14 protein-coding genes are annotated in these 19,324 nt (G+C 48.8%); 1 reads left to right on the forward strand and 13 read right to left on the reverse strand.

Translation table 11 applies throughout. The features are described from left to right. Positions 1-162: 162 nt before the first annotated feature. The 6 genes from NX720_RS16400 to NX720_RS16425 form a co-directional block, all read right to left on the reverse strand. Positions 163-7,128 carry an AAA family ATPase gene (locus tag NX720_RS16400; protein ID WP_262595961.1) on the reverse strand — a complete coding sequence of 2,322 codons (6,966 nt, stop codon included), beginning with the start codon at positions 7,126-7,128 and terminating at the stop codon, positions 163-165. 159 nt (positions 7,129-7,287) lie between these two features. Next, entirely contained in the window at positions 7,288-8,949 is a 1,662-nt protein-coding gene (gene cysN, locus NX720_RS16405; RefSeq protein ID WP_404831002.1) for a sulfate adenylyltransferase subunit CysN, read from the reverse strand. After that, positions 8,949-9,869 (reverse strand): sulfate adenylyltransferase subunit CysD, encoded by a 921-nt coding sequence (gene cysD / locus NX720_RS16410; protein WP_262595962.1) that lies wholly within the window; start codon positions 9,867-9,869, stop codon positions 8,949-8,951. The genes cysN and cysD overlap by 1 nt, the downstream gene beginning before the upstream one ends. Positions 9,870-10,006: 137 nt before the next feature. After that, entirely contained in the window at positions 10,007-10,582 is a 576-nt protein-coding gene (locus tag NX720_RS16415; protein ID WP_262595964.1) for a hypothetical protein, read from the reverse strand. A gap of 201 nt (positions 10,583-10,783) precedes the next feature. Then, positions 10,784-11,026 carry a hypothetical protein gene (locus NX720_RS16420; RefSeq protein WP_262595966.1) on the reverse strand — a complete coding sequence of 81 codons (243 nt, stop codon included), beginning with the start codon at positions 11,024-11,026 and terminating at the stop codon, positions 10,784-10,786. A 162-nt stretch (positions 11,027-11,188) separates the two neighbouring features. Next, positions 11,189-12,361 (reverse strand): RNA-guided endonuclease InsQ/TnpB family protein, encoded by a 1,173-nt coding sequence (locus NX720_RS16425; protein ID WP_262595967.1) that lies wholly within the window; start codon positions 12,359-12,361, stop codon positions 11,189-11,191. Positions 12,362-12,426: 65 nt separating this feature from the next. On the opposite strand from NX720_RS16425, the gene tnpA reads away from it, so the two are divergent. Further along, positions 12,427-12,855: an IS200/IS605 family transposase gene (gene tnpA, locus NX720_RS16430; protein ID WP_262595354.1), complete on the forward strand. Its 429-nt coding sequence runs from the start codon at positions 12,427-12,429 to the stop codon at positions 12,853-12,855. Between the two features lie 166 nt (positions 12,856-13,021). Here the strand turns inward: tnpA and NX720_RS16435 are convergent, their stop codons facing one another. The 7 genes from NX720_RS16435 to NX720_RS16465 form a co-directional block, all read right to left on the reverse strand. After that, complete coding sequence (locus NX720_RS16435) at positions 13,022-14,380, reverse strand: opioid growth factor receptor-related protein (RefSeq protein WP_262595968.1); 1,359 nt, start codon at positions 14,378-14,380, stop codon at positions 13,022-13,024. A 109-nt stretch (positions 14,381-14,489) separates the two neighbouring features. After that, positions 14,490-15,824 (reverse strand): tetratricopeptide repeat protein, encoded by a 1,335-nt coding sequence (locus NX720_RS16440; RefSeq protein ID WP_262595969.1) that lies wholly within the window; start codon positions 15,822-15,824, stop codon positions 14,490-14,492. Further along, complete coding sequence (locus tag NX720_RS16445) at positions 15,821-16,459, reverse strand: energy transducer TonB (RefSeq protein ID WP_262595971.1); 639 nt, start codon at positions 16,457-16,459, stop codon at positions 15,821-15,823. Before NX720_RS16445 ends, NX720_RS16440 begins: the two co-directional genes overlap by 4 nt. A 2-nt stretch (positions 16,460-16,461) precedes the next feature. After that, positions 16,462-16,869, reverse strand: a complete 408-nt coding sequence (locus NX720_RS16450; RefSeq protein WP_262595973.1) for an ExbD/TolR family protein — start codon at positions 16,867-16,869, stop codon at positions 16,462-16,464. Continuing rightward, on the reverse strand, positions 16,851-17,255 hold the full coding sequence (locus NX720_RS16455) for a MotA/TolQ/ExbB proton channel family protein (RefSeq protein ID WP_262595975.1): 405 nt from the start codon (positions 17,253-17,255) through the stop codon (positions 16,851-16,853). Before NX720_RS16455 ends, NX720_RS16450 begins: the two co-directional genes overlap by 19 nt. Continuing rightward, entirely contained in the window at positions 17,252-18,490 is a 1,239-nt protein-coding gene (locus tag NX720_RS16460) for a MotA/TolQ/ExbB proton channel family protein (RefSeq protein WP_262595977.1), read from the reverse strand. Before NX720_RS16460 ends, NX720_RS16455 begins: the two co-directional genes overlap by 4 nt. Then, complete coding sequence (locus tag NX720_RS16465) at positions 18,487-19,314, reverse strand: DUF3450 domain-containing protein (RefSeq protein ID WP_262595978.1); 828 nt, start codon at positions 19,312-19,314, stop codon at positions 18,487-18,489. The genes NX720_RS16460 and NX720_RS16465 overlap by 4 nt, the downstream gene beginning before the upstream one ends. Between the last annotated feature and the right edge of the window lie 10 nt (positions 19,315-19,324).

The following is a 19,324-nucleotide window of genomic DNA, read 5'->3' on the forward strand; positions in this document are numbered from 1 at the left end:
AGGGTTTGACAGCAAAAAGCCTGGCAAGTTCAGAGGAATGCTAAGCGGAAGTCATGTGAGGCAGGAACCCACTACAGCAGTGGGTCTCCGGGGCACGCATCAAAACCATCAACCCTGCCTCCAGCAAAGCTTCAGCCCTGGTTGTTCTTTTGAAATGAACGCTCAGCTGCCTGAGTCCTGGAAACGCCTGACAAGGTACTCTTTAAACAGATTCTGCAGCGTTTTACCCTGGAGAAGAGTGGCCGATGGCCCCAGCAGGTCTTTGATTCTTTTTTGATCCAGCAGTGTTTCCGTTGCTTTGTCAGCATCTCGATATAATGCCCTGATATCAGTAACGCCGGGCGGTGTTTGATAGCAACCCGCTTTAATCGTTTTTCCTTCTTCCGTTTGACAGGGGCTTGAGCACAGCCACCGCCCTTCTGTACTGGTATCCTGGATGGCAAGCCATTGGAAAAAACGTTCCAGCTCCTGCTCCAGGGATGGCTCGTCACTCCGCCCCTGTTTTATCCCAACCCCGGCTTCGACGCTGAGCGACTTGTCTTCAGTCCCGAACGAGATCAGAGATTCGTCACCCATCACATGGCCTGGCGCTGCTTGATAGCTGCTCTCCCACGACGCTTCACTGGCTGTTACGACAGTGCTGCGAGTACCTGATGAAACGGAACCTCCCTGTTGTTCGCCCCTGTTTTCCCGTCCGTTTTTCCAGGCAAGGTACAGGTTTCTCAACTCCCACAGAACGGCGGCATCGAGATGCACAACAGCGGGTTTTGTTGTCCGGCTTTCACCTTCTGTTGTCTTTTTGAAACAGGGTTCTCCCAGGGCCATCCGGGTGACTGAAAGCCCTTTGCTGGAATAGGTATGCTGCCAACTGTTCTCCAGCCCGGTTTCCTGAAGCCGTCTTTTAAGAATCTGCGAGTTTCCTCTGACTCTGATCAGGCTATTGTCTTTCTGGTCACCCATGCTGCTCTGCCATTGCTGTTCTCCGGCAAGCTCCCTTCCATAAAAATCATTTAGCCGCTGCGTCGCGAAATCGGTCTTCATTCTCTCCAGAACATCAAGATAGTCTGCCGTGTTGTAGTGGTAATCCGGGTGATTCAGATACGAACTAACCCATTCACATAATGGTGATTTTGCAAAAAAGTCGTGTCGGGACCATTTTTTTATCACCATTAAAAGGTTGGTTTTGTTTTGCCCCTGCGTGTTATCAAGAGCCAGGGTCATATCGAGCAATGACGCCCACTCAGGCTGTTCCGTAAGAAGAAGCGCAAAAGGCCTGGAGGACAGGAAGTGCAACATTTGAGCGCAGGCATATCGCTTTTCAGCGTCGGAGGCATCCTGAAAGCTTTTTAGCAGGCCCTGCAATTGTGTAGCCTCCTGTTCCGTCATTGCAGCGTCGGTGGTCTGGATATCGGACAGCAGCTTAACCAGCTGAGTTTGCCTGGTACAGGAATCTATAGCAGGTGCATTTAATTCTGGCTCTGCCGGCATACCTTCCAGCCAGGCTTCCACCTTGCTGTCAACGAAATGTTTACACTTCAGGGCTCGTTCAGCTTTTCTTACGTCTTCCGTTACTGCTAAAACACTTTCTGCCGTATCGGGGTTTAGCATATCTTCCCCTATTACCGCACTGGTTAAAGAGTCCTGAGGCTGGCACTCCCCGGACTTACCCACTACAGTCCTCTGTCCCGGTTTGAAATTCTTCAAGTCAGGTGACCGATAGCCCTGTGTTGTGTTGAGTAAAAAGTTACCAGTGCGAATAACCCGGCTGGTGAGTCTGTTGGCTAAAGGCCGCCTGCAAAAATCAGCAGGTGGAGTGGTATCAGAGCCTGGTCCCCCACCAAGATCCACCCGATACCAATGTCTCCCATTATCCGGACTGACTTCGACGTATACGTGGCAATCATTTTGCACTATGCGTGTCGGGATGCCCAGGTACCCTGCGAGCAGCGCAAACACTACTGCCCGATGGCGACAAACCCCCTGCTTGCGCCTGATCATGTTCAGTAACAGTTCAGCACCAGAACCAGGCAGGTTTTCAGTATAAGAAAAAGATTTACACCACTTCACCAGCGCCCGTATCTGTTCAGAAGGCGAGCCCAGCTGCTTTATATGGCAGAGTTCATCAAAACTGGCGCAACCGTCACCAGGCGGTCGTTTAAAAATGTGGTTATCCAGCCACTCCCGGGTATTCTGGCTGATGAGTTCCTGTGATAATTCAAATGCCGTCCCGCCATCAGGAAGCCTGTTATAAGCCGCATCGGGAATCACCTTAAAGTCAATGGTAACGGATTCACAGCCCTGTTCCATTGGAGTAGGACACCGCACTAACCATTGTCCGGTTGAGTGACTGCGGGCAACCTCTAGCTTCCAGCCTTCCCGGCACTCTATGCCTTGTAACTGGTCGTTTGGCGTTAATCCCGGCAGAGCCAGCCACTGGTTACTGAGAAGAAACTGGCAAGTGGCTTCGATAGCGTCCAGATCCTCAAGAGCCTGCCCTGTTTCCCAGGCAGGCGCAGAAACCATCGTCATCCCCTTATCCTTTGGATCAATCAAATCCTGCTGCCAGCATTGATCAACATTGAGCTGATATAAGTCATGTCTGTAACTGCGCTGAGGATAGAAATAGCTGGAAAATAAGGTCGTGAAACTACCGGGTCCACCGACCCTAGGGCTGCCGCTCAAGACATCACCATCAAGTTGATAGTTTGTTCCAGATGCTGACCGGTCTTTCGGCTTAGCCCCGGATGGCTTGACGCTTTTTATATAGTTAGGAGCATTCTTTTGAAGGGCATAAACACTGTCGGGCATGCTGAAACTGACATCATTCAGCCCTGCCTGATCAGCGGTATCCATATCGACAAGGTATTTCGGTAAATCGGACAAAGTGGATAAATCAGCCATATCGATACGCTCACCGGATCCGGGTCCTTTGACATCCTTCACGGTCATGGTATCAATCGCTTTTACTGCATCCGTTACAGAGCAGGAGCTGTTGAGGTCAGACATCGTGACCTGTGCCAGCTGAAGTTCCAGGACAAAATGCTGTTGAAACAGGACTTCCCACTGGCTGACACTACATTGGTTCATCAACGGCACCAGCTGGGACAGATCCGCCATAGAAGGTCTCAGGGGTAGTTTTTTCTCCTCCAGTATCCGCTCCAGGGCGATGAAACGGTTTGCCAGCCATTCCGACAGTTGAGCCGACGATGCCATTCGTCCAGTCACGCTACGGATATCCTGAGCGCTGAAAGGGCTTAGTTTAATTTGAGTGCAACGGTTTTTAAGGGCGGGACTGAAGACTTCCCTGCCTTCAAAATCACTGGGGTTCACGGTGGCAATCAGCTTGAAGCCGGGAGCGGCATCCCCGCACAAGAGCCCGTTAAACAGGCCTTCAAGATTAGCCGTAGGAATCAGGTTAAGCTCGCTGACCACTACGATGGTGCCGTTCTTCATGGCCTGCTCAACCACCCTAACCAGATGATCCCAGTCATTCAGGCTGGCATTGATGTGCTGGTAAGAGACCTTTTTATGATTTTCCTTGCTGAGTGCCTTTTGCCGGTTCCACTCCTCTAAAACGCAGGTCAGGATAAAATCCTTTCCCCACCCTGCCGGGCCTTCAACGATGACACCGTTACGCCCCTCATTCTTTTCCAACATGAGCCAGTACTGTTTCACCAAAGCAGTGACAGAACCGGTAGCTATATCCACCTCCGGTTGGTTTTTGGCCAGGGAGCAGATAAAGGCAGCAAACCGGTCGTCAACCCCTTTCAGTATTGAATCATCAGCGGGGAACTGCGCCTGCCGCCAGAGTCTGAGTGCAGAAAGAGCCTCCTGTTGCTCTTCAGGTACCATCTTGTCAAGGCATTCCTCAAAGGCACGATGAATCAACGAATTGATCTTTGACGGGCTCATTGCCACTTTATCCTCAGGATCAGCATGGGTCAGAGTGAGATCGCTATGCGCCAGAAGATCCTTAATATCCCGTGGGCCAAACACCTCATTCGGCAACAGCCTTTTATATTGCTTCAGTTGTGCCAGAATCACGCCGCAGGCGTGACATTTCAGGGGGTTACCCCATTCCCCGGGCAGGTCAGGGTAGATGATGGAACGCATGAGCAGTTGCGCATCCATGGGGGGATAAGTAATAAACTGCAGTCTTTTACTGATACTGGGATCCAGTTTTCGTCCCTTGTAGGTGTCTGGATTTCCCGTCATAGCAATGCGGAGCTTTCCATTCGCCTTAGTATCTTCCCCTTTTATGCTGAGGTGGGGAATACTACAAAGTCCTGCTAACCCTACTAACGGCTCGAATAACGCATCGGCTCCCAGGTTGGCTTCATCCAGAACCAGTACCGGAGGGTTGGGATTTTCAGCCCACTTTTGTAAGGGACCCTTCTCAAAGGTACTGTAGACATTCCCATCAGGAGCCGTCTTAATGACCTGCCGACCGTATAAATCCTCATAGGTGGTATGGGGGCCAATGGTTATCCTTACAAAAGGCGGATCAGGTCGTTTCGTTCCGAAAAACACCATTGAAGCTGCCATTTCAGCCATCCACGTTTTACCGGAACCGGCTTCTCCCATCAGAAAAATCATAGGGCAGGACACAATGTCCTGAATCAGCTTGGCCATTCGACCCGATTGCCGTGAGGGGCTGTGATTTTCTCCATCAAGCAGAGCCTTGGGAAAATCTTCAAAGCCCGGAAGCAGCGGCTGTTTTAAAACGTCTTCAAGAATCTGTTTGATTCTGGAGAGCTTGTCCGGCTCAGACACTGATTTATCATCAAGAAGCGTGCAAACCTTTTCGAGCTGTTCAAATATTGTTATATCGCTCTGAACATCCAGATCATTGGCAATAATCCAGTAACGAAGCTGTTTAATGCGAGTTTTGTGGTAATAATGCAAGTCAACAACCGAGGAAAGATCAACGTCCAGTGTTTTTGCCCACTGCTCCTTCTCCTGATCATTGTCAATTGCCCCCACAAGATACCTTTTAAGAGTATCAAGACATTCATGGCTCAACTCATTGAGGTCTTGTGAATAATTTTCCTTAAGAGAAGGAAAAGCCCCGGAGGGGCAATGCTGGGCTAATACCCAGAAGTCTTTAAGAATATCCTCATCCGTGGCAGAAGAGTGTTCCCGAACCCATTGTTGCAGAGCCTCCTTATCGGCTCTTGGAGTTAACTGACAACCTTTAAAAAAAGAATTGCCCCACTGCGCCATCAACTGCTCCCTGTCCTTACGATAAAACCACCCCCAGGTTGGCGGATAAGGGCTTACTTGTTTAATATGAGTTTTCAAAAAGCCATATCTATGAGGATTGTCACGACGAGGATTGGCATAGACGCGCAGTAAAGGATCAGTATTAAGGTCGGGCTTGCCAACAATAGACGGACTTTGCATAAGTCTGAAGTGTGCTGTAGGAGGAGTGTATTCGGGATTTATCAGCTTTAGCTCAGTGCACTTTTTAGACATTTTTGTAAGATGGCTAAGAGCATCTGAAATAGTTTTTTCTACAGGAGAAAAATCCTTATCAAACGATATGCACTCGCTATTTGAAAGTTTAATATTGATATCTTTGTTGGATAATATGACTTTTCGTCCATGAATAATTAAATAAGGGGGAGACTCCTCTAAAAAAAAGCGTTTCTTTTTAGCTTTACCGGCTACTTTATTCTCCTGACAATGGATTCTAATGTGGATTTGTTCATGGCTGTTTTTTAGCGTTTTTAATAAAGCGGTATCACTGACTTTAAATTTTTGCTGCTGTCTGCTTTCTAACGCAACGGTTTGAAACAAGCTGTCCCAGTCTTCACACGAGCCAAATTCACAATCAGAGTGCCAGGCATCTTGCCTTTTTACATATTGATCGTGAGGCCTGGTTCTGTGGTCAACCAGCTCAGGTCGGCTGGCTTTATCCATGCTTTCAAAATGATGAAGCAATAATCTGAGTTGGGACTCAGGTAAATCTTCGTTAATGACAATCTGCTCGCAGCCTTTTGCCAGTTCTTCCAGGGGGTTGTAGCTGACACAAAAACCTTCGTCGTTTAATACCGTGCTTCTGTTCAATATCTCAACATTGCTTGCGCTGACCAGGACGTAGGTGGCCTTCAGGTCAGCCTCTGTCGCATAACGCTTTAATTGCGCCTCAATGGCCTCTGTCGTCGTGGTTGAGCGATGCATTTTCAGGCCGTCGGGGAGAGCAACCCACTGCCCGTTAGCCTCAAACCCACCTTCACGAAGTGCCGTTGAGAGCGTACTGGTGAATTCCTGATTCTCCCAGGGTGCATCTTTCAAAGTCAGGTGTTCGCCTGGTTTCAGTTGAGCCAGCCTGCCTTCAACGTAATCAATCCCTCCCTGGCGATTTATCTGAACGCCTCCAAACAGCTTTTCACGCCAGTCATTTTCTGTAAAACACTCAACCTCCGCCCCTCCTCCGGGCTTATCCCCCACAGGCGGAACGCTCTGTTCCAGCAGTGTCTCGTCGTCCAGGGTTCCAGAGGGAACTGTGATAGTTTCTTGCAGCGTGTAACGCTTCAGTCTGCGCCAGCAGTCCGGCCCTACCGTCTGACTGGTGGCATCGTCCATCATTGCCACCAGGCGAATAGGCTTGCCCACCGGCCGCCCCCGGAAATGAGGCGGGGTATCCAGCAGGTCATTCAGACTGGCAATCTGCCCGGCCGTCATTCTGGTCAGGTCAATGGCGAGGGTTAAAGAGTGTTCGCCAAACAGTCGTCCGTCTTCCTTTTTCATTTCGCCATTGGTAAAGACGAGGGTACTGAGTAAACCCTGGTCTTCCAGTTCACCCGGACTACTGATATAAAAAACGCGCTTGCCCGGATGTTGATCTTGACTGCGTTGCTTTGCGTCATAGCGGAGCTGTTGCAGCAATGCCTGTCGGTCAATATCTCCGTCAATAAAAACCAGTGAATTGCGGTTGTTCCGCAAGGGGGGGCGACTGTCTGACAGGGGCAAGGCTGTTTTTCTGGTGCTCAGGCGTCTGGGTTCTCCGGGTTCGGAAACCTTTGCTTTTTCGTCCAGAATGACTGGCTCGCTAGCAGGAGGAGCTATAGAAGAGTCTGCTGACGGGAAGGGGGTAACGTAAGACGCCTGTCCATTGACATTCATGTTTACTCTCCCTGTTCATTGCAAACCTACATTGACGTGGTTTGCCGTTATTCCATTAAACAGAGGGTTTGACAGCAAAAAGCCTGGCAAGTTCAGAGGAATGCTAAGCGGAAGTCGTATGAGGCAGGAACCCACTACAACAGTGGGTTACCGGGAGTATTAACGCTTCGTTCGTCCCAACCTGCTGTAAATCTGCTCCAGCGAGGTTTCCGAACTGACTGTCACAACCGCCTGACCAGCAGGCATACTTCCGTTTGGGGCATTCACCAAAACCACCAGCCCGGCCTCCAGCAATGCTTCAGCCCTGATTTGCCAGCCTGGCTGCTGATCGACAATGGCGGGCAGAAAGCCCCGGTCAAACAGCTGCCTTTCCAGTAACGGCAACTGGTCAGCACTACCTACCTGAACCAGTGTTGGTTTTTGATTTAAACGATGAATTCGCTCCTGTACCGAAACCGGCTCGGTTTGCTTTTGTTCTGAGCCTGCTGACGCCACCATTCCCGCAGCCATCGTGGCATTGGTCAGACGGTCAATCACAATAAACGCGCCGGTCTGACGGTTTGCAGCATAAACATCAACAGCCACCGGTTGCGTCAGGTTTAGTGAACAGGAAGCGATTTCATTGAGCTGTAACTCACCAGCAGCCTGTTGCTCCAGCGTGTTAACATCGACCCGATGGTTAATACCACCAAAGCTGCCCGCTACCTGACGGGTGGCAAACTTGATCCAGTACTGTCGCCCTGGCTGCATGGGTTCTTCTCCCATCCAGACAACATCGGTATTTAAGTGGCTTAATACCTGACAAGCCTTGCCATCGCTATTCCTACCACTATTGCTACCAGGAACAATCATATCGCCGCGGCTGATATCGATCTCATCTTTCAGGGTAAGCGTCACAGCCTGACCAGCGAAGGCTTCTGAAAGGTTGCCGTCATAGTCCACAATGCCAGACACTTCACTTTCCTGACCCGAGGGCAGAACTTTTATACGATCTCCGGTCTTGATAACACCAGAGGCAATGGTTCCGGCATAACCACGAAAGTTAAGGTTGGGGCGGTTAACGTACTGAACAGGCAGGCGGAAATCATCAAGATTACGGTCGTCAGCCACCTCCACCGTTTCCAGCACCTCCATCAGAGTCCCGCCATTGTACCAGGGCATTTGAGTACTGCGTTCAACCACATTATCGCCTTCCAGTGCCGAGATGGGTACAAAGCGCACGTCACCCAGATTCAGGGGTTCTGCAAACCCCAGATATTCATTACGAATGTCGGTAAAGCGCTCCTCACTGTAATCCACCAGATCCATTTTGTTAACCGCCACCACCAGATGACGAATGCCAAGAAGGTTGGCAATATAAGTATGCCGACGGGTCTGGGTCAGCACGCCCTGTCGGGCATCTACCAGAATAATAGCCAGATCGCAGGTTGACGCGCCGGTCGCCATATTTCGGGTATATTGTTCATGCCCGGGCGTATCAGCAATGATGTACTTACGCTTTTCTGTTGAGAAATAACGATAGGCGACATCAATCGTAATACCCTGCTCTCGCTCTGCCTGCAAACCATCCACCAGCAGCGCCAGATCAATCTTTTCTCCCTGGGTGCCAACCCGCTTGCTATCGCTCTGCACCGAAGCCAGCTGGTCCTCATAAATCATACTGGTGTCGTGTAACAACCGGCCAATCAATGTGCTTTTTCCGTCGTCTACACTGCCACAGGTGAGAAACCGAAGTATCTCTTTTTGCTCATGACGGCGCAGATATTCCTCAATATCACTGGCGATCAAATCAGACTGATGCGGCATTAGTCCCTGGGACATTAAAAGTACCCCTCTTGTTTTTTCTTCTCCATGGAGCCTGCGCTGTCGTGGTCAATCACCCTGCCTTGGCGTTCCGACGTGTTGGTCAACAACATTTCCTGAATCACTTCAGTCAGGGTATCCGCCTCGGACTCCACGGCTCCGGTGAGCGGGTAGCAACCTAAAGTCCGGAAGCGTACCTTTCTCATTTGAGGCGCTTCACCTTCATGCAACGGAAGTCGTTCATCATCCACCATAATCAGGTTGCCATCCCGTTCAACCACCGGACGCTCTTTTGCCAGGTACAAAGGGACGATGGGGATATTTTCCTGATGGATATATTGCCAGATATCCAGCTCGGTCCAGTTCGACAACGGAAAAACCCTTATGCTTTCGCCTTTCTCTACCTGGCTGTTATAAATGTTCCAAAGCTCCGGCCTCTGGTTTTTCGGGTCCCAGCGGTGGTTAGCGTCCCGGAAGGAGTAGACACGCTCTTTCGCCCTGGATTTTTCTTCATCACGACGGGCTCCGCCAAAAGCGGCATCAAAACCATACTGATCCAGCGCCTGTTTTAAAGCCTGGGTTTTCATAACATCGGTATGTTTAGCGCTGCCATGGGTGAACGGGCCAACACCCTGTTTAACGCCTTCCGGATTGGTATGAACAATCAACTCCAGCCCAAGTTGTTTTACATGCTGATCACGGAACTCAATCATCTCTTTGAATTTCCACAGAGTATCAACGTGCATTAAAGGAAAGGGGGGGGTTCCCGGATAGAATGCCTTCATGGCAAGGTGCAGCATTACGGCCGAGTCCTTGCCAATGGAGTAGAGCATCACCGGGTTATCAAACCCGGCGGTCACTTCACGAATAATATGAATGCTTTCCGCTTCCAGCTGTTTAAGATGATTCAGCTGATGGCGTGACTGTTTACCAGACATAATCGGCAAGACCTGACATTAGAGTTTTTATTTGAAGCAAAGTCTATCAGCGATAATGTAATAATAAATTTAATATCTATATTTTTATCGAATAATAATATGCACTGCGAACTAGAGATCACTCTTAGAGTGCGATGTTATTGCATATCCAAGCTTTTTAGTGACGTTTGATAATCATTAAACCAGCCAGTATTCCAGCCTTGCTCTTCACACAAATCAAGCAAATCATACTCATCATTGGCATTTCTGGATGTTATAACATTGTGGGTATCTTTATTAACTATTACACCATTCCAAATCATGCTAATCAGATCGGGACAAGTTGACTGTCGTCGTATATGATGAAACTCAGCTGTTGCTTTATTTAAAAAACTTCCCGTCAGTTCATAATTTTCAATACCAAAGTGTTCAATACGCCTATTTTTCATTTCTTTTTTGATGCTGTTTATATGCTCGTTATATTTCAATCTATACACTTCAGCAGCGTCTGAGTCTCTTACAGACTGACCAATATCTTCAGAAAGCCTTAGGTAACCTCTTCTTTTGTCCGTGATTGGGCTATCTATTATTTCATTAAGCCGATAGATTACGGCAGAATAATTTATGCAAGTTGAACCGTTGAAATTAGATTTATCAATATCGCTTATACCGTCTACAAAGTAACTGGCTGTAGCTTTGTCTGTTCTCCATATAGTGAAAAGATAGTCCTCCATGATCCAAACTTTGCCAGTGCCATCAACTACAGAGCCATTAGTCCATGCGTTTAGCGTTGCCCGGGCAGATGACCTGTCTAAATCAGAACTTAGATTTTCATCCAGATTATAATTTTGATTACTGTTTTCAAATAATACAGAGAGTCCTTTGCCTCTTTGTTTATCGTTTGGTATTTTTCAACATCCTTTCATAAAGCAAGTTCAGCACTTCAGTTGCTTTTTTGCATCAGGATGCTTCGACTTATCAGGATGTATTTTCTTTATTACTTTATCTCTCCATGCCTTTGCCTTTTTTTTATCCTTATAAAATGAAGGTGCAATATTTAACATTTCCTGTTGGGCTTCGCCTGTAAGAACTGATAAATAAAATATTATTTCAGCCTCTTTGGAAACGAAATAGTCATATTTAAAATCGTTGTTTTTTTTGCTATCAGCTCCATTCAAATAAATGAGTTCAAGACCAGAAGACTCTAGAACTTTCTTAGCTTCCTCAATTTTTTTTCTATCATTTTCATGGTCTGGTACTTCACTTTCATTACTTCGTAAGATTTGATAAGTAGCTATATGTGACTGCTCCCCACCCTATCGGGTGAGGCTTCTGATTTCTTAGGCAGCAACCGACAATCTGCCGGATTTACGCAAGCCTCCATCAGCAGAAACGGACAGTCCTTCCGCCTTTAATTTCAATATGCCTTGCTTCTTGATATTGCGAGCTGCATTAATATCCCGGTCATGGATAGCACCACAGCTACACTCCCATGATCGGATTCTCAATGGCATTTTTTCCTGTTTCAAATCGCAGACTGAGCAAGTTTTAGAGGATGCAAACCACTGGTCTATCTTCACCAGATGTTTACCTTCCTGCTTTGCCTTGTATTCGAGTTTGGTTATCAGTGAGTGCCAGCCAGCATCAGCAATAGAACGAGCAAGACGCTTGTTCTTGAGCATGTTTTTAACTTTCAGTGTCTCCACAATCACCGCTTGGTTTTCGTCGATGAGTTGTTTTGATAGCTTATGCTGAAAATCATTACGGGCAAAGGCTACACGCTCATGCGCCTTTGCCACCAATAAACGGGCTTTGTGCCTACCTTTTGAGCCTTTCTTGCAGCGAGATAGAGCCTGTTGTTTTCTTTTCAGGTTACGTTGTGCTTTTTTCAGAAAGCGAGGATTGCCAGTCTTATGGCCGGTACTGGTGATAGCCAGATCAGTAATCCCCATATCAACACCGACAACCTGATTAGCTTCAAGATTATCAATCTGTTTTGGTTGTTCCTGGGTATCATCAGCCAATATGGAGGCAAAATACTTGCCGGTTAGCGTTCTGCTCAGGGTGATAGACTTCACCTTACCCACTATTTCACGATGCACTTTAGCCCTTATGGGCTTGCGCTTGGGGATTTTTATCCCGTTATCGCCCACAGAGACAGACGTACAATGGTAGCTACTTTGCTTGCCATGCTTTTTCTTGAAGCGAGGAAATCTTGCCTGCAATTTGGGATTGAAAAAGTTTTGAAAGGCCGTATCCAGATTGATAGTGGCCTGTTGCAGTGCAATAGAGTCAGCGTTTTTCAGCCATGAGTACTTTCGGCTTTTCTTGGCTTTTGCCAGCAAGGGCTTCAGGTGTTTTTTGGGAGAAAGGCTCTGCCCACGAGCCTTGTAATAATGAACCTTAATAGCCAGGGCCTTGTTCCATACGAACCGCACAGCATCAAACTGACGGTCGAGAAATTCCGCCTGCTCTGATGTTGGATAGATTCGTACTTTGGTGGCTCTCAGCATGGAACGTTATTTCAGTGCTCATTAATATAAAGTTTATATTACAGGTATTTGAAAGAGGTTTTCAAGTGAGCGCACACAATAAGGATTTGCTTAAAGGGTATCTTCGCAAACGACATAGCGTTACCAAGCTGGTTGTTCATTTGGTGTTCACGACAAAGTACAGGCGAAAGCTTTTTGATGGCTATATGATCAAGCAGTTACGGGAGTCGTTCGAGAGTGCATGTGAAAAACTGGAATGCCAGTTACTTGAAATGGATGGCGAAAAAGATCACGTACACCTGTTGGTGGCCTACCCACCAAAACTGGCTATCAGTGTCATGGTAAATAATCTCAAATCAACATCATCAAGACGGTTGCGAATGCTGAATACCCACCTTACTGCTCAGAGCAAAGCAGGCTTAATGTGGTCAAGGTCTTACTTTGCTTGCAGTGCTGGCGGTGCAACTATCGAGACTCTGAAGGACTACGTTAATAGCCAGAGTACACCAGATTGATGGCGGAAGGCTCTGCGCCTTCCCGTCTTATATCCCCGCCCGCATTGGGCGAGGGTTTACGACGATTTTGCTAATCTTGCCATTAGCAACCCCTGTATTTCCGTTTAACAGTCTGCTCTGCTTATAGCATATAGATAGGGTGATGGGTAGTGCTGAGATATAGAGTTCAATTGGGGGTTCTGGAAAAGTACAGAGGTCTGTTCGAAGAGGATCCTACTGCATTTGCCCAGTAAGCTACGGGAGCCTGCCGGTTTCGGTGTCTTTCAGCTTGCAGCGCTTTTTCCAGGCTGGAAGCACACTTAACATAGCCACACTCATTCAGACAACTCAATACGCGGGTTATGCGCTGATGGTTATGGTCAAAGCCACCGATCCACTTTGCATGCCCTTCTGCCTGTCCCGGAATAACCTGTATATCATCCCCGATACGTTTTAACCCCCAGAATTTCAGCATTTGATCCAGAGACTTTTGCAGTTCCCCCTGCAATACCGGGTCTCTCTGGATTTCCTGAATCATTTGTGGGGTTAGCACGGGAGCGTTCGGGTTGTGTGGGCTGTTATGCTGGTTGGGAAACAACAGCTGAATATATTGATGCTCGCTTTCCAGCTGTCTGGCCGTGAACTGTCTTATCTGCTGCAATGTGAGCCGCTGCCCCTCAATGCGGCCCCCGGATCGGTAAAAGTCTAACCACTGTTGTGTATTTGTTCTGCGGGCAGCCGGAGCTGGAGCAGCAACGGGCACAGCAGCGGGAACAGGAGCCGGTGGGGAAGCCGGTACAGGCCGTCTGGAGACTGCCGTTTTAGCGACAGGCTTAGCGACGGGCTGAGGTATCAGCACAAACTCCGGGTCATCTGTCGCAGGGTCAGCGTTTTCCGGAGGCTCCCCCGGCGCGGGTCTCTGCCCCTTTAGCGCAGTAGGGGCTGGCACTACAGGTGCCATAATAACCTCTACCTGAAGTTGCTCCAGTCTGTTAATCTGTTGCCCGATTTCCTGCTTTACCTCAGCCAGCTGCCGATCCAGCTCCTGAACCCGGCCCTCCGAGAAATAGGCCCTGGTCTGCCGGACAAGCGGTTTCGCCTGCTGTCGCAATGCCTGAACCCTTGCCTGAACGTCTGCCCCTCCTTGCTCAGGAGGAATCACACTGACGGGAGGTTTTCCCCTGGGTATAAACACCAGTCGGTAATTAACAGGCTCTGCTGCACCAGAACGATTAAGCTGCTGTGAAAGACTCTCCAGATGATTACAAAGAAACTTCTGGCCTTCTAACATCGCCTGCCGGTCTCTGGAGCGTTCAAGACTCTGAGAGACACTTCTGACTTCTGCCTTAGCAGCCCCTCCCATATGGGGCGGAACCTTTACAGCAACAGCGGCCCGACGTTCATGGAGAGACTTGCCAGACGTTCGGCTGTCGTTCCTGGGAATACGTCTGGATGGCGCGGGTAAACCTTCTGCCTCTGGCGATTCAGAAGGCGAGGTAAACCCGGTGCTTCCTGTTGAAGGTGGTTTAGGTCCGGAAACTGGCATGGCTGCAATTTTTTTAACTGTTATCTGTAGCTTGTTTTATCGTCCAAAACAGGTGAAACACAATACGCTGTCATTCAGGGATGTTTATTTCACCTGTGTCAGGATTAGCTCAGCCCTGGCTTTGTACTATCCGGGAGACCAGCACAAGGTTATCCCGTAACTGCCTGTCATTCGGTGATTGCTTTACAGCCTGTTGCAAAAGCTGTTCAGCACGGCGGTATGCTTCCTGAGTAAGTAATAACTGAGCATGCCGTTGCAGCGCCTCCAGTTGCACCGATGACACAGATTCAGCCCGACGGTAAAGTGCCTCTGCCTGAAGAGGATTACTATCTTCATAGAGCCCGGCCATCGCTATCAGGGCTCTGCCGTTCAAAGGATTCAGTTTCAATGACTTCTGCAGTAGGTCAATTTGCTGACTGGCTGACTTTCCGGGATTCTTTTCCGCCAGCAACATAGCCTGACTGACAAAACCGTGACTGCGCTCAGAGGCATTTAAAGAGCTACTGAGCATTAGTGTTTTCAGCGTGTTATCTGCCAGTGTGTATTGCTGCTGACTAATCAGGTAGTCAGCCATTTCCAATAGCTGCTGTTGATGCCCCTCAATCCCGTTGTGGATAAATTGCAGCAGGTGAGGCTGTGCCATCTGGTAGTAGCCCTGACTCAGATAAACCTGGGCTAATTGCCAGCTTAATTCATTACCGGGCATTAATTGTTGGGCAATCTCTAAACTGGCGATAGCTTCCGGCCAGTGGTTCTGACGTTGAGCCAGACCAGCTCTTAAAATATATAACCGGGCATTATCAGGAGCATCTGCCAGCAGTTGATCGGTCATTGAACGAGCCAGAGAATCATCACCAGCAGCCATAGCAGCATGTAATAGCCCTCGTTTCCATTGAGGATTATCCCCGGCCAGCATCAGGGCGTGACTGTATGCCGCGGTGGCTGCCTGGGGCTGGCTGGTTTGCAGATAGCCATAACCAAGCATGGCGTATATTTGAGCGGGCGCTCCCTGACGGGCAGCCTGCCGCAGATGAGGCCGTGCAGCTTTGTAGTTTCCCTGCTGAGTTAAAAGTAATCCAAGACTCTCATGAGCCCGGGTGAACTGTGGCAGCAAATCAATGGAATGGCGCAATGATTCAACAGCAGCCTTGTGCTGTTGTTGCTGTTGTTGAAGCTGAGCTAATGAAAACCACATGGCTGCGCTTGGTTTCCGGGCCAGTTGTATACGCAGCTCAGTCATGGCGTCCGACTCACGCTGATTTTTTACCAGTTCAACCACTTTATTCAGAGTTTCATATTCCTCACTGGTTATTCTGGGTTCACGTTGTTGATAAGGAGAGGTGCTGAATTGAAAGTGCAGATCTCCGCCATCCCAGTCAAAGTCTGTAGTCGCGCAGGCTATGCTGGCACAGAAACACAGCAGGATAAAAATCAGTTTTTTCATGAAGATACCTTAAGTGGCCAGATAAATTCGGCCTTCACTTTGCTGCCTTGACGACGGGGTGTAGAGAAACGTGCCTGCTTAACAATTCTCTTTGCAGAAGCTCCCAACTCCGGGTATTCCATCTGTTCTATGTTAACCAGCTCTACTCTTCCGTTTTCATGAATGATAATGTGCAGCCGCACCTGCGCCTGGCGTACACCTTTCTGCCGTAATGCAGCTGGCAATCGAACCGTAATCGGTGTCAGCAGCCGGGGCATTTCATCCAGCTCATCGAGGCTGAAGGTGGTAATGGCAGCCACTACTGCTTCGACATCAAACTCCAATGCACCCTCTATTGATGTCTGACTGCTAATGACTGGTGCAGTCAGTTCTGGCAGAGGTACATCGAGTGTTGTCACTTTCAGTTTGACCGGTACTTCTGCCTGAGAGACCTGCAGGTTCACCGCCGTATTCTGCTGCAGCTGCTGCTGACTGGGCGGTGGCGGAGGTGGTGGTGGCACCACGACAGTATTCACCTTCCTTATTAGCAATGTCTCTTCAGGTGGTGAACCTGTTGTTTGCAGCTCTGACAGATACAATAACAAAGTCAGCATTAGCAGAGCCGCAAGACTGTTGGCAAACCATCTTTGAATCATCGTCAATTACCGGATTTCGTGGCAACGCTTACCTGGCTGAAACCCGCCAGTTTGCACAAATCTATCAGTTGCACCAGCGGTTCCGTCAAGCTGTGTTTGTCGGCCTGTATAATCACCACATGGCGCCCTTTGCGTTGTTGCTGCTTAAGCATTGGCGTAACTCCGGCCATACCGATCTGCATACCACCATGCCATATTTCCCCCTCGGCACTGAGGGCAATTAAAACGGCTTGCTGTTGGGTATCTGTCTGACTCACAGCAGCAGGGCGATCTACCTCGATACCGGTTTCCCGGACAAACACTGCGGAAACAATGAAGAAGATAAGCAGGATAAATACCACATCCAGTAACGGGCCAATATCGATAGTAAGGTTCTGGTTGCTGCTATCGGCTATTGAACGTCTATGCATTCCGTCTCCTGAAGAAACCGTTCACAGTGGCGTTGGCAAAATATCAGCAACAGCACTGCAGGAACGGCACTGGTCAACCCCAGCTGCGTTGTTAGCAGAGCTTCCGCAATGCCTGTCGACAGCACTGCCTGATCGCCATGGGCAAGACCATTGAAGCTGTCAAACAGACCTCCGACAGTTCCCAGCAGGCCGAGTAAAGGCAATACCGAAACCCAACCCGATAACTGTCTGCCACGCAGCTGACATAACACGACACTTGTTTTATTTAATGGTTCGTTCATGAACAACAGCTGTATCAGATCAAAAATCTGCCAGTAGATAATCAGCGCCAGAAAGAAGATCAGGCCAAGCACAATCCCCTTGGGCGACATAAGCAGTTCAATCATGCAGCCTCCTGACAGGTATTACTGAGTTCACCAAGGAGTACCGTGTCTGCTTCCAGTTGTGCCAGATAAGCCTGATGACGACGGTTTATGTAGGCATGCAGCAGCAAGGTGGGTACCGCCACCACCAAACCAAGCTCAGTAGTCACCAGTGCTTCGGATATACCTCCTGCCAACATATTTTGATCCTGGTTGCCAAACAGATTCATCATCTCAAAGGTATGAATCATACCGCTAACCGTTCCTAAAAGACCCAGTAACGGGGCGACGGCTGCGGTAGCTGTCAGCATAACCATCTTGCTGTCGAGGTTTGCTTTCCACCGCAACAACTGATGATGCAGTTTGTCGGCCAGAGCTTCCTTCGGCCAATTCCGGTGACGGTATGCCAGTTCGTACATTTGTTTTTGCCACCCTTCCGTGTCAGGCTTCTCACCTTCCAGTGCACGCTGAGCCAGTTGTGGTTGCAACGCGGAAAGACGACTTAAGGCAACTAGCTTGCAGGTGGCAACTAATAGAGTCAGGGCACCCAGAAGCAAAATCGGATAGACCCAGATACCACCGTGCTCCAGTTTAGCCAGCAAGTTATCCTCACTGGCAGCAATCCGGATTGCTTTATTCTGACTGATATCTACCGGCATTGCCTGCAAGTCAGTCAGCGGGTGAGAGGCTTTCATCACAAGGGTTGGCGGGCTTGCGGTGCTATCCACAAAATAGCCCTGATCCTGTTCATCAATGAACCAGCTCAATGGCCCGGCGTTGAGTTGCTGACCATTAATAATCCGGCCATTCAGTGATACCACCTGAGAAGGTTTCCAGCCCGGTCGCGTAGCCTGGCCTATAGCATTCAGACGCTGAGCGAAGAGTTGATTATCTTTAATATCAGCATCCGTACCCAGATAACGGCTCAGCAAATTATCAATGTAGCGATTTTGCTGCTGCCACTGGCTCAAACGCTGTTTCATGCTTTGCAATGATACAAACTGCTCATCTTTCGATCGGGTATGTCCTGCCAGTTGCTGACGCAGTTCAACCAGCTGGCTCTCCATTCGTTGCAGTCTCCGCAGCTGTGGACGACGCTGTTCCAATAGCTGATCATTAACTCGCTGGTAGCGCTTCTGTGACTGTTCAAGTCGCTGCTCAAATTCAGTCATCACCTGATGCAGGCTGGTGTCGGCATAAATGCTCATACTGAACAGATTAAGGGCTAAGACCAGTAACAACATAATGAAGCGGATCATGGTTGCCCCTCCCTTACAGCAGGTAATGGTAATGTGACGAACTCCACTGGCTGCCTGCCTTGATAAATGGCAAAAGCCTGATCAATCTGCGCTTGCAAAGCAGGCGTACTTTGCCATTGCCAAACGCCATCAACCACATAACCAACACCAGCACCGCTGCCATCAGGCAGACGGTAATAGCCTTGTGCCAGACCAATAAACAGCTTCTCAGTGCGCCAGGATTCACCCTGATGAATCAAATTACCCTGATGCAGGTTAATACCACTATTAAACTCTTCCAGTTTTGTCAGCATCGCAATCATGGCAGCAAACCGTTCGCTCAGTCCCTGCTTCTTATCCTGTAGTACAACCCACTCCCCCTGAAACTCATACTGCAGGGGGGGCGGTAATTGCTGCCATTGCAACTCCAGTAGCGTTTTGCCCTGCTCTAACTGTTGTTGATATTGCTGCGTTCGTTTTTCCTGCAACACCTGAGCTTCAAGCAGCTCGTTGCGCTGAGCATCAACTTCATCCTGTTGCTGCCGCTTATGCGCCAAAGCCTTTGTCAGTGCCTTATGTTCCTGTCTGTAAAGCGTCAGTAGTCGTTCATTGTCAGTCAGCGATTGCTGTGCTTCAAGCTGCAAGGCAGCTGTTGAACGCTCTACTTCCAGTTGCTTTGCTATTATCTGATCCAGCCTGGCCAGGTCTGATGTGCTGGCCTGAGCGAAACCTGCCATTAATGCCAGCGGTAATACCAGTAAATATCTTCGTAACACTGACAGTGAATAGATAGCGTCAGCATCCGGTGCGATCAGAGCGTCGTAGAATTGCTTTAACCGTTTCATAAATCAACAT

It is taken from the genome of Endozoicomonas euniceicola (assembly GCF_025562755.1).
Taxonomy (GTDB): Bacteria; Pseudomonadota; Gammaproteobacteria; order Pseudomonadales; family Endozoicomonadaceae; genus Endozoicomonas_A; species Endozoicomonas_A euniceicola.